This window comes from Selenomonas sp. oral taxon 137 str. F0430, from assembly GCF_000183625.1.
In the GTDB taxonomy this organism is placed as follows: Bacteria; Bacillota; Negativicutes; order Selenomonadales; family Selenomonadaceae; genus Centipeda; species Centipeda artemidis.
In genome coordinates this window covers 115,755-134,515 of the sequence record NZ_AENV01000002.1, presented here as the reverse complement: position 1 = coordinate 134,515, position 18,761 = coordinate 115,755, and the positions used below count along the sequence as shown (strand labels likewise).

Here is an 18,761-nt window from a genome sequence, read left to right as displayed (position 1 = left end):
AGCAGTTCTTTTTTATGCTATTTTCTTGCGATACGGGGAAAAAATACTATAATGAAATTCGTTCTTTATTCTTAAGGGGGATTCCGATTGAAATCATCTCTGCTGCGCATATTCTGGCAGCTGTTCAAAGGATATTGGAGTTCGGCGGAGAAATGGCGCGCACGCGGACTGTTCGCGGCGGTCATCGCGCTGAATCTCGCGAGCGTCTATATACTCGTCCGCATCAACGATTGGTATCGCGTCTTCTACGACGCTCTCCAAGCCTATGACTGGGCGGCGTTCTGGCCGCTCGTCGGCGAGTTTACAGTACTCGCGATGATCAATATCTTCATCTCGGTCTATGCCGTCTATCTCCGGCAAATGCTCACCATTAAGTGGCGCACATGGATGACAGATCAATATCTCGGGCGCTGGATGCGCGGGCAGATCTACTACCGTCTGCAGGTGCTGCACAGCGACACGGACAACCCCGACCAGCGCATCAGCGAGGACATCAATCAGTTCGTATCGCTGACATTGACGCTCCTCATCGGCATCCTGCGCCAGCTCACAACGCTCGGTGCATTCGGCGTCGTCCTGTGGAACCTCTCGGGTGTTCTGACCGTCCCCGTTGGCGGCACAGAGTTCGTGATTTACGGCTACATGTTCTGGCTTTCACTCATCTACTCCGGGCTTGGCACCTGCTTTGCCCACTTTGTCGGACGAAAGCTCATCCGGCTCAACTTTGACCAGCAGCGCTACGAAGCGGACTTCCGTTTCAGCATGATGCGCGTCCGCGAAAACAGCGAGAGCATCGCATTTTATCGCGGCGAGCAGGCAGAGTCCGTCGGGTTCAAGGAGCATTTTGCAAACGTCATCAAGAACTATTGGGATCTGATGCGTCGGACAAAGCTGCTGAACTTCTACGTCAACGGCTACGGGCAGCTCGCCATCATCTTCCCGCTCATCATGGCGGCGCCGCGCTACTACGCGGGAGAGATCGCACTCGGCGGACTCATGCAGACCATGACCGCGTTCGACCGCGTGCAGGGCGCGCTCTCGTTCTTCGTCGACGCTTATGACTCCGTCGCACAGCTCGCGGCAGTTCTGCACCGACTCGGCGGGTTCACCGAGCACATGGAGGATGCCGCACAGGTGACGGGAGAAATTGAACGCGTCGAAGGCGCAGGAAAAGACCTCGCGCTGGAAAGCCTCACCGTCGCCCTGCCGAGCGGAACGGAACTCCTCTCGCAGTGTACGCTGTCCCTGCCTCAGGGGGCACACGTCCTCGTGACAGGCGTCTCTGGTGCGGGAAAGAGTACCCTCCTGCGCACGCTCGCAGGCATATGGCCGTATGGCTGTGGCAGAATCACCATGCCGCGGAACATGCGCCGCCTCTTCCTCCCCCAGCGCCCGTATCTGCCGCTCGGCACACTCCGCCGCGCCCTCTTCTACCCGCGCACGAGCACGGAAAATGATGCGGAGACTGCACGCGTCCTGCGCCTTGTAGGACTGGAACAGTTCGCCGCACGTCTCGACGAAACGGACGACTGGGGCCGCATTCTCTCGCTTGGCGAGCAGCAGCGGCTTGCTTTTGCACGCGTCCTGCTCATTCGCCCCGACTGGATTTTCCTCGACGAGGCGACCTCTGCCCTTGATGAACCGCGCGAACGCGCGCTTTATGATATACTCAAACAGGAACTCCCGACCGCAAGCATCATCAGCGTCGGACATCGATCGACCCTTTTTGCTGTTCATGACACGGAGCTCCGTCTCAGCCATCAAACGTATACCTATCAGGAGATCCCCCATGAATCGTAGAGACTTTCTGCGCCGTCTGGCACTCGTTGGCATCGGCGCCGCCGCACTCCCCTTCTTCCCCTCTGTCACAGAGGCTTCGTGGTACATCCCGACCGTGCTTCCCGGCGTGTCCGTTCGCCCCACGCACCTGAAATTCGGCGCACTTGAGAACCGTTTTTTCACAAACAGCCTCGTCATACACCACATCGGCAGTACAAACGACGACGTATCGGCGGAGACCGTCCATCAATGGCACCTCAATAACGGCTGGGCGGGCATCGGCTATCACTTCCTCATCCGCAAGGACGGCACCATCGAGGAGGGGCGCCCCCTCGGCACGGTTGGTGCACATGTCTACGGCGAGAACCGTCATACCGTCGGCATCAATATCGTTGGAAATTTTGAAATGGCGACGCCCACCGAAGCGCAGCTCACTGCCGCCGCGCATCTCATCGCATCGCTCTGCACCGTCTACCAATTTGATCCCGTATGGGAACAGACCATATTCGGACATCGCGATCTCAGCGCAACCGCCTGTCCCGGCCGCTATCTCTACGCGCAGCTTCCGGGCGTCGTAGACCGGGCACGTGTCTTCTACGGATCGGAGGAACTATCCGCTGAAAGAGCGCGCATCGCGCAGATGGAGCGCGAGGACAAGGAGCGCCAACGGGCGCTCACGCGTGCCAAAATGGAAGAGGCGCGCCGCAAGAATATGGCGAACGCGCGCCCGTCGCATCCGACGCCGAGCGCCCCGCAGTCTCCCCTGCCAAAGCCGACACCAAAACCGCAGCCGCCGAAAGCAGCGCGTCCGCAGCCGGAAATCAAAAAGCCCAACATGCGCCCCGACATCCCGAAGCCGCAGAACATGAAGCCGACGCAGCGCAGGATCGCCGACTAGGATATCAGAAATACGAGAGCATAGGAGGTGAAGCACGTGGGATTTCACTACCGCTTTTTTGACCGTGACATGGAGAAAACGGACGAGATGGGCATCCCGCTCACACGCGCCGACATCGACGCGCGCGAACGTGCAAGAGAGCCGGAACGCATCTTCTCGCGCGGAGAGCAGACGGGTATCGTGCTTTCCTCCGTGATTTTCGCCTACGGGTATATGGAGGGCGACCTCTCCCTCGTTTTTTTCTGCCTTTCCTTCCTCATCTTCGAACTGCGTAAAATCGTGCGTCGCTATACGGGCAAATACGGGCAAAATATTGCAAACGCCATGCATGGATTCAGCATTGCGCTCATCCTCGGCGCGCTTGCTATGGTACTCACGACATAGGAGGTTCTATTTGAAACAACATATGGGCATGGGCGTCATGAAAGTCGGCGCCGCCGCTGCGATCGTCCTCCTCTTTGGCATCATCCACCTCGCTGCCCCGGGATTCCTTCCCGAGCTTTTCGCGCTCCTTTCGACCGGAGACATCTCCGCTACGGTCGAGTACATCCGCGGCTATGGAGACTCGGCGGCGGTGTTCGCATTCTTCCTCACGCTCTTTGTCAACGCCCTTGGCTTTCCGCCCGCGATCATCTTCTCGACGGCAAACGTTATGCTGTTCGGCATTGTCCCTGGCATCATCCTCTCCTGCGCGGCGGAAACCGTCGGCGTCACGATCGCCTTTCTGCTCATGCGGTTCTACTTCCGCGATGCGGCGGAGAAAGTGATTACAAAGAGTCCGTTCCTCTCAAAAATCGACCGGTACAGCGGGACAAAAGGCTTTTTTGTCATGCTCATCGCGCGCATGATTCCCTACATCCCGTCCGCTATCCTCAACGCCGTCGGCGCGCTCTCCTCGATTCGCCTGCGCGAGTATGTCATCGCGTCGTTCGTGGGGAAATTCCCCTCCACGGGCATCGAGGCAATTATCGGGCACGATCTCATTGTCAAGCAGCCGGATCATACCCGCCTCATCGTGGTTATCGTCTGCGCGATCGTTCTCATCGCAGGCGCATGGCGCTACGAAAACCACGTCATGAAAGCGGAAGCCGCACACGCGGAGGAGGATGCATCATGACGCGCAGACATTTCTTGCAGACCGCTGCGAGCGCCGTTCTATCTATGGGGCTCGGCGGTCTCTTTTCATCTCATCATGCGGCGGCATATACGCATGAAATCAAATATCTGCGGCAAATCGTCACGCATGATCCGCAGACGACGCGCATGATCCAATGGGACAGCGAGAGCCTCCTCCCGGATGTGCGCGTCGAGGTGCGTTCCGCGGGGATGCATACACACGCCGATATCTACATCCCGTCCTATACCTACTTTGACATAGATGATACTGCGCAGTACACCTACCATGCAGAGGTACGTCTCCCCCGGAGCGGCGACGACTATCGCGTGATCTCCGCGCGCGGCACAACGGCATGGATGCCGCTCCCCATCCCCGCCGCAAGCGGCACAGTACGCGCCCTCCTCTTCTCCGACAGTCAATGCGGCGAGAGCTATGACGTGTGGCGCAACCTCTATCACGCGGCATGGCATCGGCATCCTCATGCCGATTTTGCCGCGATCGTCGGCGATCTCGTTGACAACGGCGAATCCGCGTGGCACTGGGAGAGTTTTCTCGCTGCGATGGAGGGCGCGGACAGCCCGCTTGCCCGGCACATCCACGCCCCTGCCCTCGGCAATCACGAATACTACGGACTGAACTGGACGGCAACGCCTCCCGCGCGCTATCTGCACACATTTGCCCTGCCCGATAACGGCAGTACGGATTTTCCCGGGCACTACTATTCCTTTACCATGGGCGTCGTGCATTTCATGGTACTCGATACACAGTTTCTCGAACTCGGCACACGCGGCTCATTGCTCAAGGTGGAGCAACTTGCGTGGCTGATCCGGGATACAGCGGAGTCTCATGCTCCTTGGCGCGTCGTCCTCATGCACAAGGATATCCTCGCCTGCGGGGACTACCAGACCGAGCAAGGCACGACCGCAGGCATCAGCGACGTCGGGCGCGTCTTTATGGACACATTTGACGCGCTCGGCATCGATCTCGTCGTCTCGGGGCATATCCACACCTACCGCCGCCGCCAAATCCGCGCACAAAAACGGATCAAAACGGCACCCTCTACCTCCTCGCGGGACCCGCGGGCAACGAATACTTCGACGTCCCTGCCGAGTCCTACGACCTCGCCGCCTCTGCGAATTCTGCCCCCTCCAACTACCTCTATATGGAGGCAGATGCAAAAGAGCTGCACGTCTCCTGCGAAACGGCGGACGGCACGGTCATCGATACGGTAACGCTGAGAAAATCAAAACCACCCGCATAGCGGGTGGTTTTGATTATTGCATTTTAACGTTTAATGCCGCCAAGGTTTACGGTTGTTGTAATCGCGCATGATACGCTTGACCGCTTGATCATGGCGTTTTTGTTCCTCGCGCATGGCGCGGTTATATTTCTCTTGATCGCCGTCGCGGCGGAAGTCAAATTTGATTCTGCGGACGTTCTCGTCGTGGATGCGGTCTTCTTCCTTCATGCGGAAGCTGTACTCGTTCGACGCGCCGTCCTCATAGGACAACTGCGTCGGCGGCACGGCGGCATGTGCAGCGGGCGCACCGGCGACAATACTAAGTCCCGTCACGGCGGCAAGTGCGACGGCAAAATAACGGCTTTTCTTCATGGTTCCCCACTCCCTTAAATCATATCTATGAACACATTTACTTTACTGCGTATCCCTTGGAAGGTATTTAAGAACGTGTAAACACGCCATTAAAAGTTATTTGCTGAGAAATACGGGACAGTGCGCGTGTTTGCTGACGTACGAGGACACGCTGCCAAAGGCAATGCGCTCGAACGTGCCGAAGCCGCGCGTTCCCATGACGATGAGGTCGCTCTCCTCCTCAGCGGCGACGGCAACGATGGTCTCGCCGGGATTTCCTTCGGCGACGCGCGGATGGGCGCGCACGTTGTGCGGAATCTCGTGCATCAGCTCCGCGAGGAGGCGATAGGCGGAAATCTTCAGCTCGGCGGGCAGATAGCCGCTCGTGCTGACCTGCTCGAATGCCGAGACATGCGCGTCGTAATCGACGACCATGAGTACTGTCAGCTCCGCCCCCGTACGGCGCCCAAGCTCAATTGCCCATGCTGCGGCATGGAACGACGCATGAGAGCCGTCGATAGCGACGAGGATGCGCTCGCATCGAACGTCGTGCGCGGGGAGACTCTTGATCTCCGCAATCAGGGATGCCGTGTCCATCTCGAATACCTCCTTTAGGTTTCTAGGTGCAGTCTTGTCCCTGCGGGCTGCTCCTCTATATCGCGCGCAAGCAGCTCTTTTTTCGCGCTGTAAAACCGCAGTGTGTAGAGAACGCCGATGACTGCGATGTAGATGAGGAACGCGCCAAATGTCGCTGCATATCCCATGAAGTCGGCACCGCGCGTGATGATGTCACGCGTGAAATGGAACTCCCATGTGAGCGGCCAAATATGCGAGAGTGCCACGACCCAGTCGGCGAAATGCGAAAGAGGTCCCGTCGGACCGCCGAAAATGAAGCCGCCGGGGATGATGAGGATCATGCGGCTCGCGGCGACGCCGAGATTCGCCGCCGACCAGCCCGCGAGCGTCGTCACCATGCCGAGCACAAATACATAGAAAATCTGGACAAAGATGAAGTTCGCAAGATGCCCCGCAAATATGAGGTCGCCCCAAACGCGCAGTACCGCCATGCCGACGCACCATGAGACGATAAGGAGTCCGCCGTAGGGAAGTGTCCGCAGGACGAGATCCCACGGTGTCCCCGTGCGCAGGATGGCATCAAGCTCCCCCGTCAGGCGCAGGCGCGGGATCATACCGATGGTCGCAAAGGTGTAGAACATCGAGCCGAAGAAGAACAGGAAGCCAAGTGTCATGCTGTTGCTCGTCGAGGTATTCGGGCTAAAGAGCACGCGGTCGGCAATCTGTATGCCGCCGTCGATCGTGTCGTTCGTGCTGCCGGGATCGCCGTTTGCCGCCGCGTTCTCAAGCACGGCGAGCTCATTCATCGCTTCCTTTATCTCGGCGGTCTGTGCGGCGTTCGTGTTGTCATAGAACACGCCAATGTGATTCGCCGTCCCCGTATAGCGGTCTTTTTCGAGACCCTGCGGGAAATAGACGACGGCAATCGCCTTGTCGCGGTACAGGAAGGAGCGCGGATCGGCGGGCGTATTGACCACCGCCGTGACCTTCATGTACTCCGAGGCGTCGATGCGGTTCGTGAGCTCATGCGTGTAGGCGGAGTTGTCGAGGTCGATGACGACGACGCCAGCATCTTTGGAGAAATTGCCCGCGAGCATCACGGACAGCACGACGGAGATCACCATGGCGACCATGATGGAGACCTTTTCATACGGCATTCCCTGCCCGGAAAAAAGGTATTTGAGCTCAGCTTTGAGTGAATGCACGGTCACTCACTCCAATCGTCATGCCGGGAATGATCCCGTCGGTCGGGTCGACGTAGATGCGAATCTGAAACGCGGAGAGATCCGCCTGACTCTTCTCGCGCGACATCTTGAGGTCGGCGAACCCCGGCGCCTTCGTCACGAGACGCACCGTCCCCGGCACCTCGCGGTCGCCCGCGACGGCATGCCCAGTGATGCGGTCGCCCTCGTGAATCCCGCGTACCTGATCCTCGCTGACGTAGATGTCATAATAGCCTCGATTACTTTCGAGGAGGACGACGGGGCGTCCCGGGGAGATCATCTCGCCTTCTTTGGCGAGGAGCTTCAGCACCTTGCTGTCCTCGGGCGCACGCAGCACGAGACGATCGCGCGCAACCTCGAGTTCCTTTTTCTGCACGAGGAGCATGTCGCGCTGTGCTTCGAGCGCCGCAACGTCGTTCCCCATATTTGCCGCTCTCCGGCGCGCCTGCTCGATGGTCGGCAGGGAGATGGACTCCGTATTGCCCGTATCCGCCGCAGCGCCGACGCGCTTTGCCTTTGCCTTCGGATCCATATGACCGCTCCTTTCTTTCCCCTCTCATCCTATGTAAAAAGCGCCGCACCCGTGAAGGTGCGACGCCGGAAGAATCTCAGATTCTTTGTGTCTCCCTTATTCCGCAGTGAACGGAAGAAGTGCGATATTACGGGCACGCTTGATGGCAAGCGTGACCTGTCTTTGATGCTTTGCGCAGTTGCCGGAAATGCGGCGCGGGAGAATCTTCCCTCGCTCCGTTGTGAAGCGGCGCAGTTTCGCGGCGTCCTTGTAGTCGATATGGTCTACCTTATCAACGCAGAACGAGCAGACCTTGCGGCGGGGCTTGCGTCCCCGATCTCGTCTCATCATTTTATTTTTCCCTCCTTGTCACGGGATATTCCGGGCGCACGCGCGCTCAGAATGGAATCTCGTCGTCCGGAACCACGGGTCCCATCATGTCGGGCGCACCGCTGCCTGCGGCAGGTGCAGCGCCGGATCCGGCGGGGGCATCGTAGCCGCCCATACCGCCGCCGGCATTTTTCGAATCAAGAAACTCTACATTGTCCGCTACGACATCGGTCGCGTATTTGCGCTGTCCGTCATTGCCGTCGTAGCTGCGCACCTGAATGCGCCCCTCGACGCCAATGCGGCGTCCCTTCGTGAGGTTGTTGCCGCAAATTTCGGCGAGTTTGTCCCAGCAGGTGACGGGGATAAAATCAGCCGTCTGCTGCCCCTCCTGCTGCGCCGCACGCGAAAAGCGGCGGTCAACAGCAACGGTGAACCGGCAAAATGCCTTGCCGCTCTGTGTGTAGCGTATATCGGGGTCGCGCGTGAGGCGCCCGATCAGTATGACTCTGTTCATTCGATTGTTCTCTCCCGCATGTCTATGGGATTCGTTTTACTCTTTGTCAGTTTCCGGAACACCGTTCTCCGCACGGACGATCATATGCTTTAAGAGATCGTCGGTGATCTTCATCACGCGGTCGCACTCGGCGACGCAGGCGGGCTCTGCATTGACATACAGCAGAACGTAGTATCCCTCGCTGTGGTCATTGATCTCATAGGCGAGGCGCTTCTTGCCCCAGCGATCCTCTTTCTCAATCGTACCGCCGTTTGCCTGAATGAGCTTCGTGAACTTCTCGATGACGGCGTTGGTCGCCTCTTCCTCCATCGGCTTCACGATAAATATGACTTCGTACATTCTCACGAAATCACCTCCTCTTTGGTCTGTGGCCGCCGCTCATCGCAGCGGCAGAGTGAAATTTTTCGCTGCAAGCGCGCACGAAAGACGCGCTTGGCAACGTGACTTAGTATAGCATGTTTGTGACGCACGCGCAAGATGCAGGAGGCAATTTTTATTCCCGTCGAGGCATTTGGTCAATGCGCGTTTGAATTGGGAGAAAATTATGGTATACTTCTTATGATATCAGTTGCTGCGGGAGGGAATTATTTTGCGTATTGTCATAGCGGGAGCCGGGCGCCTGGGCTACAGCATCGCGTCCCTGCTCTCGGAGGAGGGCATGGACGTCGTGGTCGTAGACGGCGAGGAGAGCCAGCTTGAGGCGGCAAAGACGACGCTCGACGTGCTCACGATCACGGCGAATATCTCGAGTCCGCTCACGATGAACGATCCCGACATTAAGGGGGCGGACATTCTCATCGCCGTCACAGAGAGTGACGAGGTGAACATGGTCGCGTGCATCCTCGCGAAGAAACACGGCATCCCCCACACGATTGCCCGCATCCGCGATATGAACTTTACAGTGGAAGCGAGCGCCTATCTCAAGGAAAATTTTGATATTGACCTCGCGCTCAATCCGGAGCTGATTACGGCGCGCGAAATCAACCGCATCCTCATGACGCCCGCCGCGCTCAACGTGGAGGACTTCGGTCAGGGCAAGGTGCGTCTCTTTGAGACGCGCATCCGGCGCAAATCCGCGATCGCGCGTACGCCGCTGAAATCGCTGAAGCTCCCGCCCGGTGTGCTCGCGGGACTCATCTTCCGCGATCACCGCATGATCATCCCGCACGGCGACGATGTGTTCCTGCCCGGTGACAACGCCTACTTCATCGGGCTGCCGGACAAAATCGAACAGTTCAGTCAGAGCCTCCTGCAGAGCGACACGCACAAGCTGAACCGCGCCGCAATCATCGGCGCGGGACGCACGGGGCGCGCCCTTGCGCTCATGCTCGAGCAGCAGGGCGTGCAGGTCAAGGTCATTGATAAGAACCGCGAGCGCTGCGAGCTGCTCGCGGAGAAGCTAAAGACGGGGCTTGCGATCTGCGGCGACGGGACGGATATCGATCTCCTCACGGAGGAGGGTGTCGCGGAGGCGGACGTCATTGTCTGCCTCACGGAGGACGACAAGCTGAACCTCATGCTCGCGCTGCTCGCGCGCCACCTGTCCGACAACCGCATCAAGACGGTCGTGCGCGTCGACCGCAACGAATACATCGACCTCATGGAGAAGGTCGGCGTCAACATCGCGCTCTCGGCGCGTCTGCTCTCGGCGAGCGAGGTGCTTGCCTATGCGCGCGGCGGTGATGTGGCACGTGTGACTCTGCTCGAGGGGGCGCGTGCGGAGGCGCTCGAGGTGATCGTCAGTCCGGGCGCACCCGTGACGGGCAAACAGCTCATGAACGCGCAGCTCCCGCGCGAATGCCTCGTCTGTGCCTATGTGCGCAACGAGGAGGCAGCGATCCCGAACGGGATGACGGAGCTGATGCCGGGCGACCGCGTGATCCTCTTCGTGCTGAAGAGCTTCGCACAAAAGGCGCTGTCTTATTTTGGAGACGACTGATGCGGTTCGATTTATTTTGGGTACTCATGGGGCGCACAGCGTATGTGTTCGCACCACTCTATCTCATACCCTTCGCCTACGGGTTCATCTACGGTGTGGATGGCGCGGGCTCATTTTTCGCACTCAGCATCCTGACGGCGATCCTCGGCATGGTGTTCGGCAATATGGGGCGCAGTCATATGCGTCAGCTGTCCGTGCAGGAGGGGATGCTGTTCATTCTCGCCGTTTGGCTGCTGCTCGCCGTCCTCGGGATGCTGCCGTTCCACCTCGCTGGTCTGCATCTGTCGCCTGTCGATACGTTCTTGGAGTGTATCTCCGCGCTCACGACGACGGGCATGACGTCGCTCGGCGATGTGCTGCCGCCGATGCTCCTCCTCTGGCGGGCACTCCTCAGCTGGTTCGGCGGGCTGCTCTTCGTGGTCATTCTCGTGACGGTACTGCCCGTCGTTGGCGGATGTTTCGGCGTTGATTTCACCGTGGGGCAGGATCGGCTGTTCAGCCCGCTCTGGAACCGCATGACAAAGCCGATGCGCGAGATGATGCTGCTCTATATTGCGCTGACCGCGATTGCCGCCGGCATCTATCTTGCAGCGGGAGATGCGGCGCTGCCCGCATTCATGCTTGCGCTCTTTACCATCTCCTCGGGTGCCGGCTCAATGACGGGCGGTATCTCTCCCACCCCCGCACTGATGGCTGCGGGCGGCATCGTCTCGCTGCTCTCCGCCCTGCCGCTCCTTACGCTGTGGCAGGCAGGGCGGCGGCACACGGCAAAGAACCTTCTTCATCATGCGGAGCTGCGCGCCTTTTTCACACTGCTCCTCTGTGCCGGCGTTCTTCTCGCTCTTTTGCCCATACTGCACGGACTGCTCCCCGTAGGGGCGGCACTCGGGCATGGGTTCTTCTACGCCGCCTCCTTTCTCTCGACGAACGGTCTGACGCTGCGCCCGGCGGATGCGTTCCACGGCTTTGCACAGCTCCTCCTCATCCTGCTCGCCATCATCGGCGGGTGTATGGGATCTGCGGCAGGCGGTTTCCGCATATCGAGGCTCCTCGTATTATGTTCACTCGCGTGGACGGAACTGCTGCGCACGCTGCACCCACGTATGGTTTTCGCCGTGCGCCAAGGCGGCGAGATCGTCCCCCTGCACGCGGCGGGGCGCATTCTCATGCTCGTGTTTTTCTTCGCGGCGGTGTTCGGCGGCGGCAGTCTCCTGCTTGCTCTCGCAGGGCTCTCGCCCATCGAGACAATCTCCCTCACTGTGGCGTGCCTGACGACAACGGGCGGTGTTTCCTCACTCGCCGGGCTCGATACGCTCGCGGGGCTGCCCGCATGGACGAAGATCTCTTGTGCGTTCTTGATGGTGCTGGGACGCATCGAGGTCTTTGCGTTCTTTCTGTTCGTCGGCGCCCTCTTTGAAAACGTGCAGCGCAAATGGTGAGAAGCTATGAATATCTATACGGTCAATTACATCCTCTCGCGTCTCGCCTTTGCCGTTGCGGTATCGCTCGTCATCCCGCTAGTACTCGCCATCCTTTATCATGAAAGCAGCCGCGAGGCGTTCATGCTTTCTGTGCTCGTCAGCGCGTTCCTCGGCGCTGCATTCCGCCGATACGGGCGGCCTGCCGAGGAACTGACGGCACGCGAGGGGATCGCCATCACGGCGTTCGGCTGGATGACGGGAACGTTTCTCGGGATGCTGCCCTATCTGCTCGGCGGCTACCTCGGCTTCCTCGACGCGCTCTTTGAGAGCATCTCAGGATTTACCGGGACGGGCGCAACGGTGTTTGCTTCACTCAGCCCCCTTCCCTACAGCATTCTTTTTTGGCGGATGATGACGGCGTGGATCGGCGGTCTCGGCATCATCGTTATCTTCATCGCGCTCCTCCCGCAGTCAGGGGCAAGCACGATCTACATGTATAACGCCGAGGGTGCGGGGCCAACCATGGATCGCGTGATGCCGCGCCTGCGCGACATGACGATGGCACTCTTTAAGATCTACCTCTTCTTTACCGTGGTGACAACGGTCGTCTATATGCTCTGCGGCGTCGATTTCAGCATCGCTGTGACCCATGCCATGTCCACGATTGGCAGCTGCGGATTCTCCACCTACGATGACAGCGCGATGCACTTTCACAGCGTCGCTTTCGAGCTGTGGACGGCGCTCTTCATGTTCCTGACGGGCGGCAGTTTTTCCCTGTACTATCGCGTGTGGATCAAAGGGCCGGGCGTGATTCGCCGCAATACGGAGTTCCGCACCTATTTCTTTATCGCGGTCGGGGCGATTCTCCTCATCACGCTGAACCTCAGTATAGAGATGAAGGTGGATATCCTCTCCGCGCTGCGCGCCGCCGTCTTTCAAGTGCCGTCACTCTCGACGACGGGTTTTGTCTCCGCCGATTTTGAAACGTGGCCGACCTTTTCCAAAATGCTGCTCCTGACACTCATGATGATCGGCGGGTGTGCGGGCTCGACGGCAAGCGGCATCAAGGTCGCGCGCATCGTGCTCCTCTTTCGAAGTGCCCGCGCCGTCATTCAACAAAAACTGAACCCGCACCGTGTCGTCGACGTCTCACTCGGCGGCGTCCATGTGGACGGCGCCGTGCTGATGCGCGTGGGAACGTTCTTCTTCCTCTATCTCCTCATCATCTGTATCACGGCGCTCCTGCTCACAGCGGACGGGCTCGCACCGTTCGACGCCGTCGCTGTCGCCGTCACGACCATCGGCAATATCGGCCCCGCGTTCGGCATCGTAAGCGCAACGGCGACCTACGCGCCCCTCTCCGATTTCGTCAAGTCCGTGCTCTGCATCACGATGCTCCTCGGGCGGCTCGAAATCTTTACGCTCCTCATTCTCCTGCGCCCATCGTTTTGGAGAAAGACCAAGCGATGGTAAAAAAATAAACGGGCAGCGCCCGCATCAGCATAAAACGATTTATTTTGCCTAAGTTCAAAGGAGGTAAAATCATGGGTATGTGTGCCAATTATTATGAAATCAGTGACGAACAGTTTAAGGAAATCGAATCCTCTTTGGATGTGATCTACGATTTCTCGGAGCGCGGAGAGGTCAATGAAGCCGATATCGACAAGATGTGGGACGCGCTCCATTTCTTACTAACCGGAGAGTCTGCCATGTACCGCCTTGAAGACAACCTGCTCAGCAATATGGTCGTTGGAAAAACCGCCCTTGATAATAAAGAAATTTTAATAGGGTACACTGAGCCCACAAGGGTAAAAGAGATTGCAAAAGAGCTGGATAAGGTCAATTTCGATGACATACTAAAAAAATTCAATATGCAAGAATGTAAAGAAGAGGAGCTCTATCCGAACATATGGGACTACGAAGAAGAGACGGAGGAAATCATGGAGGATCTAACATCGGGAGTGTATAATAAACTGTGTAAGTAGGAAGACAGCTTAGGAACACTCCCGGTGAGGGGAAGTCAAAAGCTAAGGAGGAACCCTTATGTCAAAGAGGCTCCCACGGCGCGGTGCAACGCTCGCTAAGGCAATTATCGAAGAGTATCAGCCCAAGAGTGTAGAAGACATGCAAAACGCCCTCAAAGAAATCTTCGGTCCCATGTTTGAAGCCATGCTCAACGGCGAGATGGAAAACCATCTCGGTTACATGAGCAACGAGCGCAGCGAAAAGGATACAGCAAATCGCCGCAACGGATATACCCCCAAAGTCCTCAAAACCTCAGCAGGCGAGGTTCCCATCAGCGTCCCAAGAGACCGTGACGGCTCTTTTACACCGCAAATCGTTCCCAAAAGACAGACGGTCGTCCATTGAAGGAAAAGTCCTCGCGATGTATGCCAGAGGAATGAGTCAGCGAGACATCTCCTCCACCATCGATGACATCTATGGCTTTATGCTCAGTGCTGAGCAAATCTCGCATATTACAGACAGTGTGCTTGACGAGCTGCATGAATGGCAAAATCGACCGCTCAAGGCATTTTATCCGTTTGTCTTCGTTGACTGTATCTATGTTTCAATGCGCGGTGACAAAGGCGTATCTGATCAAGCGGTATATGTGATCCTCGGATATGACCTAAAAGGCAAGAAAGACGTTCTAGGGCTATGGATGGGAGATACGGAAAGCAAACATCACTGGATGCAGGTATTTGACGAGATCAAAGCACGCGGCGTACAGGACATCGGCTTCATATCAATGGACGGAGTGAGCGGCCTGGAAGACGGCGCAAAGTCGATCTTTAAGAACGTGGTGGTACAGCGGTGCATTGTTCACCTGATACGCAATTCTCTTAAATACGTTCCGAGCAAGGATTACAAGGCATTTACGGCACAACTTAAAAAGATCTATGGGGCAGTTAGCCTTCGGGCTGCACAGAGCGAATTTGAGAAATTCTGTGAGACTTGGAGCAAGTATCCGGGCGCAATTCGCGTATGGAAGGACAACTTCCGGCATGTTGAACAACTTTACCAATATGGCAGTGATGTCCGTCGTGTCATGTACACAACAAATGCGATAGAGAGTGTCAATGCAAGTTTTCGCAAAGTAACGAAGCAGGGGGCATTTCAAAGCGAGACGGCTGTGTTCAAGGTGCTTTACTTACGGATCAAGGAGCTGTACAAGAAATGGAAGGGACACTCCATTCAGAACTGGGCGATTGTGATGAATCAACTCTGTATTGATGAGCGGGTCGGACAGATGATCCGAAAATATTCCGCTCTATAAGAAACTTACACACTTTACTTGACAAACCCCTAACATACTCCTTTGACACACTCAACAAACTCTATCACAGTGCCGCCGAACACAATCACGGCGTTCTCGTCATGATCGACTAAATGATTTTCCAACAGCACATCATTTTCGCATCATTATCTCCTCAATCGCATCATTTTCGCATCATTTGCGCATCACATGAGGAGAATGATGCGATTGAGGAGATAAATGCAAAAACAGCCTGCATTTTCGAGATGCAGGCTGTTTTTATGGTTCGATTCGTTTACATCATCCTATTCAGTTCCCCTCATTCTTCCATTCATCCAGCACAATATGCTCGCCCGTCATTTGACGCCTGCGGATATTTTCACGCCCCCATGCGCACATAACGTCGACGATCGCATCGGCGGTGCGTCCGTATTCCGTGATTGAATACTCTACCTTGGGCGGCATCTGCTCGTATACGATCCGTTCGACGATTCCGTCCCGCTCAAGCTCGCGCAGCTGCTGGATCAAGACCTTTTCCGACACGCCGGGGATGCGGCGGCGCAGCTCCCCCGTGCGCTTCGTTCCCGCCATGAGCAGGCAAACGATCAGCGCTTTCCATTTGCCGCCGAGAATTTCCAGCGTGGCTTCTATTCCTAGACGATATTGTTTCATATAGAATGCGCCTCCCCGTCTATTATATCCTGTGCCGCATGCCCCGGCAATACTTACCAAAAGGTAAGCGTTTCCTTACTTCATTGTGCGTATTTACGTTTCTCTTTCGCTGCGTTATGATTCATGTGAGAATGCAAACACTTTAAGGAGGATACGTTATGAACCGTTCAAAAAAACCGCTGATTACGATCACGGGCGTTTTGGGAAAACAAGGCTCAAGCGTCGCCAAGACGCTGCTTGCCGACGGCCGCTTCGCTGTGCGCGGGATCACGCGGCGCACGGATACGCCCGAAGCGCGGAAACTCGTCCGCCGCGGCGCCGACCTCGTCAATATACCGCTGACGCTCGGATATAAAGATGCGTTCGAGGACGCCTTTCGCGGCTCCTACGGGGTCTTCTTGATGACGCCCAATCTCCCGCCGCCCGCGACTCATGAAACGGCGCTTGGCAAAGAGCTCGCGGACGCCGCCGCTGCGGCCGGCGTGCGGCATATCGTATACAGCAGTCTGGAGAACGTCGATCAAATTACGGGCGGGAGACTGTCCGCGCCGCATTTCACCGACAAGGCGTGTGTCGAAGCATATATCCGTACCCTTCCCGTTCAAAGCAGCTTTATCTACCTGGCGTTCTTCTATACGAATTTTATGGAATTCTATACGCCGTATCGAAAAGACGGCGCCGACACACTCGTCTTTCCGATTTATCTGCCGGAGGATTTCAAAGCGCCGTTCGTCGATCCGACGAGCGCCACGGGACCGGCCGTTCTTGAGATCCTCTCCCATCCGGAGCAGTATGCGGGCGCCTCCCTGCCCGTGATCGGCGACGTTCTCTCGCCGCGGGAAGTTGTCGATGCCTTCGTCGAGGTCACCGGCAAGCAGGCGATATATAGTTCCGCGTATACGCGCGACGAGCTGCTCTCCCATTTCCCCGATTTTGCCGCGAACAAGCCGCTCGTCGAAGAGCTCTGCGGCATGACGCGCTACGCGGTCGAATATGGCTATTATCAAAAGACGCGCGATCTGTCATGGTATCGAAAGATCAACCCGCACGCCCTGCGCTGGAAGGATTTTCTCCGCACAACGGGATGGCAGGGCGAGAAGATTTCATTTTGACCGCGCGGCTCTCCGTTCGTACATCGTGGCAAAAAAGCAGCCTGTGTTTTTGAGGTACAGGCTGCTTTTATGTATTTGTTATTATTTTAGTTTCCCGTACGCTTCATCGGATACGGGCGCGCACCACTCGTTGCTCGTGTGCTCGCCCGGGACTTCGATCGCGAGATGCGAAAACCAACTGTCCTTTGCCGCGCCGTGCCAATGCTTCACGTTCGGCGGGATGTTGACAACGTCGCCCGCCCGAAGTTCCCGCGCATCCTCCCCCTCCTCCTGATAGTAACCGCGCCCCGCGACGCAGACGAGGATCTGCCCGCCGCCGCGATCCGCATGATGGATATGCCAGTAATTGCGGCACCCCGGTTCAAAGGTCACGTTATAGATGCCGAGCTGCGACGTCGAGAGCGGCGCGAGGTAACTCCTGCCGCTGAAATACTGCGCGTAGGCATCGTTCGGCGCGCCGATGGGAAATACCATCTGACGCGCATGCCGCGCCATCGCCTCGTCGGCACCGCTCGTCCCCTCCGCCCACACTTCCTTTGCCATGCGGAATGCCGCCCACGCCTTCGGCCAGCCCACATAAAACGCGGCGTGCGTCAGTATCTCCGCGATCTCCGTCCGCGTGATGCCATTCTTCTTCGCAGATTCGAGATGATAGCGGAAGGATGTATCCGTGAGTCCCTGCGCCATGAGCGCGACCACCGTCACAAGGCTGCGGTCACGCAGCGAAAGCTGCTTCTCGCAGCTCCACACCTCGCCGAATAATACATCGTCGTTCAATGCTGCGAACTTCGGCGCAAATTCTCCCAAAATATCCCTGCCTGCGGTCTGTTTCACTGCCATCTTCGTCACCTCTTTCTTCCATATATCCCACTGCGATACACTGTTATTATCTCTTCCTAGTGCATTTCTGTCAATATCATCTCATTACCGGCTCGTTTAGGCATGACACGAAACGATAATAAGACGTCTGAAGAAAAGGAAAAGACTGCCGCCCGGTGTGGTACGGCAGTCCCGAAATCTGCATTAAATGACAGACCGGTGCGGCAATTGTGCCGCCAAAAGTCGTTTTGTAAACGGATGGCGCGCTTCATCGCGGAGACGAGAGGCGGGAAGCCGCTCGACGATTTCGCCGCGCTCCATGACAAAGACAGTCGTAGTCATGCGCCGAACGACGGCGAGGTCGTGCGTGACAAACAGTCCGGTGAAGGGCTGCGCCCGGTGCAGTTCTTCGATGAAGGACAGCACAGACTCCTGCGTCACGACGTCTAACGCACTCGTTGGTTCGTCAAAAAGAAGCAATTCCGGTCGAACGAAGAGCGCGCGGATGAGCACGACGCGCTGGAGCTGCCCGCCCGAGAGTTGATGCGGCAGACGCTCCGCCGCAGCGGTCTCAAGACGCGCCCGTGCGAGCATGTCGGAGAGTGCCGCCGCCTCGCCTTTGGGCTCGACGATGCCAAACGCCCGCAGCGGGGCAAGCAGGAACTCTCCGATGGTCATGCGGGGACTGAACGCTTCGAGCGGATTTTGGAAGATGAGCTGCATCTGTCGATAGACAGAATTCCCCCATCCGTCCGCGCCCGGCGTCAGCACCGTCCCCGCAAAGGAAATCGTGCCCGCGCTCGGTGGCTCAAGCCCCGCGAGTATTTGCAGCAGGGTTGATTTGCCGCATCCGCTCGCGCCGACGATGCCCGTGATCTCGCCTTTGGCGAGACTGAACGATACACCGCGCACTGCCTCGATGACGCGCGCGCCCTCGCGATAGGTCTTGCGGAGGTCGCGCACCTCCAATACATCATCCGCCATGCCCGCTCCTTGTCTCATG

At 57.3% G+C, this 18,761-nt stretch carries 19 protein-coding genes and 2 pseudogenes; 11 read left to right on the top strand and 10 right to left on the bottom strand.

Annotated features, from left to right (window positions below):
- The first annotated feature begins 87 nt into the window (after positions 1-87).
- From HMPREF9162_RS00925 to HMPREF9162_RS00905, 5 genes and pseudogenes are all read left to right on the top strand, one after another.
- Complete coding sequence (locus HMPREF9162_RS00925) at positions 88-1,800, top strand: ABC transporter ATP-binding protein/permease (RefSeq protein ID WP_009438037.1); 1,713 nt, start codon at positions 88-90, stop codon at positions 1,798-1,800.
- Positions 1,790-2,677 (top strand): peptidoglycan recognition family protein, encoded by an 888-nt coding sequence (locus HMPREF9162_RS00920; protein WP_009437997.1) that lies wholly within the window; start codon positions 1,790-1,792, stop codon positions 2,675-2,677. The genes HMPREF9162_RS00925 and HMPREF9162_RS00920 overlap by 11 nt, the downstream gene beginning before the upstream one ends.
- A gap of 36 nt (positions 2,678-2,713) precedes the next feature.
- The gene (locus HMPREF9162_RS00915) at positions 2,714-3,061 is read left to right on the top strand and encodes a hypothetical protein (RefSeq protein ID WP_009438056.1); all 348 of its coding nucleotides are present in this window, start codon (positions 2,714-2,716) and stop codon (positions 3,059-3,061) included.
- 10 nt (positions 3,062-3,071) lie between these two features.
- Entirely contained in the window at positions 3,072-3,794 is a 723-nt protein-coding gene (locus tag HMPREF9162_RS00910) for a TVP38/TMEM64 family protein (RefSeq protein WP_009438102.1), read from the top strand.
- Positions 3,791-5,055, top strand: a pseudogene (locus HMPREF9162_RS00905) (metallophosphoesterase). The gene HMPREF9162_RS00910 and the pseudogene HMPREF9162_RS00905 overlap by 4 nt, the downstream one beginning before the upstream one ends.
- A 30-nt stretch (positions 5,056-5,085) precedes the next feature.
- Here HMPREF9162_RS00905 and HMPREF9162_RS00900 read toward each other — a convergent pair.
- From HMPREF9162_RS00900 to rpsF, 7 genes are all read right to left on the bottom strand, one after another.
- Positions 5,086-5,406, bottom strand: coding sequence for a hypothetical protein (locus HMPREF9162_RS00900; protein ID WP_009438016.1), 321 nt, complete (start codon positions 5,404-5,406; stop codon positions 5,086-5,088).
- 96 nt (positions 5,407-5,502) lie between these two features.
- Complete coding sequence (locus tag HMPREF9162_RS00895; protein ID WP_009438107.1) at positions 5,503-5,982, bottom strand: universal stress protein; 480 nt, start codon at positions 5,980-5,982, stop codon at positions 5,503-5,505.
- A 14-nt stretch (positions 5,983-5,996) separates the two neighbouring features.
- Positions 5,997-7,166, bottom strand: coding sequence for an ABC transporter permease (locus HMPREF9162_RS00890; protein WP_009438066.1), 1,170 nt, complete (start codon positions 7,164-7,166; stop codon positions 5,997-5,999).
- Positions 7,147-7,716 (bottom strand): HlyD family efflux transporter periplasmic adaptor subunit, encoded by a 570-nt coding sequence (locus HMPREF9162_RS00885; RefSeq protein WP_009438004.1) that lies wholly within the window; start codon positions 7,714-7,716, stop codon positions 7,147-7,149. The genes HMPREF9162_RS00890 and HMPREF9162_RS00885 overlap by 20 nt, the downstream gene beginning before the upstream one ends.
- 96 nt (positions 7,717-7,812) lie before the next feature.
- A complete protein-coding gene (gene rpsR / locus HMPREF9162_RS00880; protein WP_009350051.1) occupies positions 7,813-8,046 on the bottom strand; it encodes a 30S ribosomal protein S18 in 234 nt (77 codons plus the stop codon).
- A 46-nt stretch (positions 8,047-8,092) separates the two neighbouring features.
- Complete coding sequence (locus HMPREF9162_RS00875; RefSeq protein ID WP_009438030.1) at positions 8,093-8,539, bottom strand: single-stranded DNA-binding protein; 447 nt, start codon at positions 8,537-8,539, stop codon at positions 8,093-8,095.
- Between the two features lie 36 nt (positions 8,540-8,575).
- A complete protein-coding gene (rpsF, locus tag HMPREF9162_RS00870; RefSeq protein ID WP_009438065.1) occupies positions 8,576-8,884 on the bottom strand; it encodes a 30S ribosomal protein S6 in 309 nt (102 codons plus the stop codon).
- Between the two features lie 244 nt (positions 8,885-9,128).
- On the opposite strand from rpsF, the gene trkA reads away from it, so the two are divergent.
- The 5 genes and pseudogenes from trkA to HMPREF9162_RS00845 all read left to right on the top strand — a co-directional run bounded on the left by trkA (position 9,129) and on the right by HMPREF9162_RS00845 (position 15,176).
- The gene (gene trkA, locus HMPREF9162_RS00865) at positions 9,129-10,478 is read left to right on the top strand and encodes a Trk system potassium transporter TrkA (protein WP_009438120.1); all 1,350 of its coding nucleotides are present in this window, start codon (positions 9,129-9,131) and stop codon (positions 10,476-10,478) included.
- A complete protein-coding gene (locus HMPREF9162_RS00860; protein ID WP_009438032.1) occupies positions 10,478-11,917 on the top strand; it encodes a potassium transporter TrkG in 1,440 nt (479 codons plus the stop codon). The genes trkA and HMPREF9162_RS00860 overlap by 1 nt, the downstream gene beginning before the upstream one ends.
- Before the next feature lie 6 nt (positions 11,918-11,923).
- Positions 11,924-13,372 (top strand): TrkH family potassium uptake protein, encoded by a 1,449-nt coding sequence (locus HMPREF9162_RS00855; RefSeq protein WP_009438006.1) that lies wholly within the window; start codon positions 11,924-11,926, stop codon positions 13,370-13,372.
- A gap of 71 nt (positions 13,373-13,443) precedes the next feature.
- Positions 13,444-13,884 (top strand): YfbM family protein, encoded by a 441-nt coding sequence (locus tag HMPREF9162_RS00850; protein WP_009438045.1) that lies wholly within the window; start codon positions 13,444-13,446, stop codon positions 13,882-13,884.
- A 58-nt stretch (positions 13,885-13,942) separates the two neighbouring features.
- Positions 13,943-15,176: pseudogene (locus HMPREF9162_RS00845) on the top strand (IS256 family transposase).
- 288 nt (positions 15,177-15,464) lie between these two features.
- Here HMPREF9162_RS00845 and HMPREF9162_RS00840 read toward each other — a convergent pair.
- A complete protein-coding gene (locus HMPREF9162_RS00840) occupies positions 15,465-15,827 on the bottom strand; it encodes a helix-turn-helix domain-containing protein (protein WP_009438151.1) in 363 nt (120 codons plus the stop codon).
- Between the two features lie 158 nt (positions 15,828-15,985).
- Between HMPREF9162_RS00840 and HMPREF9162_RS00835 the strand changes: the two genes are divergently transcribed.
- A complete protein-coding gene (locus HMPREF9162_RS00835) occupies positions 15,986-16,939 on the top strand; it encodes an NmrA/HSCARG family protein (RefSeq protein WP_009438003.1) in 954 nt (317 codons plus the stop codon).
- 81 nt (positions 16,940-17,020) lie between these two features.
- On the opposite strand, the gene HMPREF9162_RS00830 is transcribed toward HMPREF9162_RS00835, so the two are convergent.
- Together HMPREF9162_RS00830 and HMPREF9162_RS00825 are read right to left on the bottom strand one after the other, a co-directional pair.
- Positions 17,021-17,779 (bottom strand): carboxymuconolactone decarboxylase family protein, encoded by a 759-nt coding sequence (locus HMPREF9162_RS00830; protein WP_009438134.1) that lies wholly within the window; start codon positions 17,777-17,779, stop codon positions 17,021-17,023.
- A 183-nt stretch (positions 17,780-17,962) separates the two neighbouring features.
- Complete coding sequence (locus HMPREF9162_RS00825; RefSeq protein WP_254655335.1) at positions 17,963-18,760, bottom strand: ABC transporter ATP-binding protein; 798 nt, start codon at positions 18,758-18,760, stop codon at positions 17,963-17,965.
- Between the last annotated feature and the right edge of the window lies 1 nt (position 18,761).